This is a genomic window from Microbacterium sp. NPDC058062, from assembly GCF_042885375.1.
GTDB classification, from domain to species: Bacteria; Actinomycetota; Actinomycetes; order Actinomycetales; family Microbacteriaceae; genus Microbacterium; species Microbacterium trichothecenolyticum_C.
Map to the genome: position 1 here is coordinate 1 of NZ_JBHVSC010000013.1, position 1,940 is coordinate 1,940.

Annotated in this window: 1 rRNA gene; it reads left to right on the plus strand. The window is 55.4% G+C overall.

The annotated features are described in order from the left end of the window. The first annotated feature begins 190 nt into the window (after nt 1-190). Nucleotides 191-1,712 (plus strand): 16S ribosomal RNA (locus ACFVSU_RS21920). Nucleotides 1,713-1,940 lie beyond the last annotated feature (228 nt).

Sequence of the window (1,940 nt, forward strand, 5' to 3'; positions counted from 1 at the left end):
GGTGCGTCCGATCTTTGAGAACTCAACAGCGTGCACTTGTCAAATGCCAATTTTTTTCTCTGTCGACCGGTTTTCTGGTTGGTGGGGGTCTTTTTTGGATCAATTCATGGATGTCAGTTTGATATTCGTTTTTGGTCATGGTTGAACTCGCTGCTTTCGGTCTTATTCCGATTGTTTGCAGCATCATTTTTTTATGGAGAGTTTGATCCTGGCTCAGGATGAACGCTGGCGGCGTGCTTAACACATGCAAGTCGAACGGTGAAGCCAAGCTTGCTTGGTGGATCAGTGGCGAACGGGTGAGTAACACGTGAGCAACCTGCCCTGGACTCTGGGATAAGCGCTGGAAACGGCGTCTAATACTGGATATGAGCTTTCACCGCATGGTGGGGGTTGGAAAGATTTTTCGGTCTGGGATGGGCTCGCGGCCTATCAGCTTGTTGGTGAGGTAATGGCTCACCAAGGCGTCGACGGGTAGCCGGCCTGAGAGGGTGACCGGCCACACTGGGACTGAGACACGGCCCAGACTCCTACGGGAGGCAGCAGTGGGGAATATTGCACAATGGGCGGAAGCCTGATGCAGCAACGCCGCGTGAGGGATGACGGCCTTCGGGTTGTAAACCTCTTTTAGCAAGGAAGAAGCGTGAGTGACGGTACTTGCAGAAAAAGCGCCGGCTAACTACGTGCCAGCAGCCGCGGTAATACGTAGGGCGCAAGCGTTATCCGGAATTATTGGGCGTAAAGAGCTCGTAGGCGGTTTGTCGCGTCTGCTGTGAAATCCCGAGGCTCAACCTCGGGCCTGCAGTGGGTACGGGCAGACTAGAGTGCGGTAGGGGAGATTGGAATTCCTGGTGTAGCGGTGGAATGCGCAGATATCAGGAGGAACACCGATGGCGAAGGCAGATCTCTGGGCCGTAACTGACGCTGAGGAGCGAAAGGGTGGGGAGCAAACAGGCTTAGATACCCTGGTAGTCCACCCCGTAAACGTTGGGAACTAGTTGTGGGGTCCTTTCCACGGATTCCGTGACGCAGCTAACGCATTAAGTTCCCCGCCTGGGGAGTACGGCCGCAAGGCTAAAACTCAAAGGAATTGACGGGGACCCGCACAAGCGGCGGAGCATGCGGATTAATTCGATGCAACGCGAAGAACCTTACCAAGGCTTGACATACACGAGAACACTCTAGAAATAGGGGACTCTTTGGACACTCGTGAACAGGTGGTGCATGGTTGTCGTCAGCTCGTGTCGTGAGATGTTGGGTTAAGTCCCGCAACGAGCGCAACCCTCGTTCTATGTTGCCAGCACGTAATGGTGGGAACTCATGGGATACTGCCGGGGTCAACTCGGAGGAAGGTGGGGATGACGTCAAATCATCATGCCCCTTATGTCTTGGGCTTCACGCATGCTACAATGGCCGGTACAAAGGGCTGCAATACCGTGAGGTGGAGCGAATCCCAAAAAGCCGGTCCCAGTTCGGATTGAGGTCTGCAACTCGACCTCATGAAGTCGGAGTCGCTAGTAATCGCAGATCAGCAACGCTGCGGTGAATACGTTCCCGGGTCTTGTACACACCGCCCGTCAAGTCATGAAAGTCGGTAACACCTGAAGCCGGTGGCCCAACCCTTGTGGAGGGAGCCGTCGAAGGTGGGATCGGTAATTAGGACTAAGTCGTAACAAGGTAGCCGTACCGGAAGGTGCGGCTGGATCACCTCCTTTCTAAGGAGCACCTCAACCCTCCGGGGTTGCAGGAACCTCAGCAGAGCGAATGTTTCTGCGGGGGCTCATGGGTGGAACATTTGACATGGCATCAGCGCAGCTGATTCCTACTAGTACGCCTGGTTTTCGGACCGGGTTGGAGGGTGGGGGTTGGGGAGCGGGGTGCCTGCACGCTGTTGGGTCCTGAGGGACCGGACGTTCGTTTCTTGCCTCTTCGGGGGTGGGGGC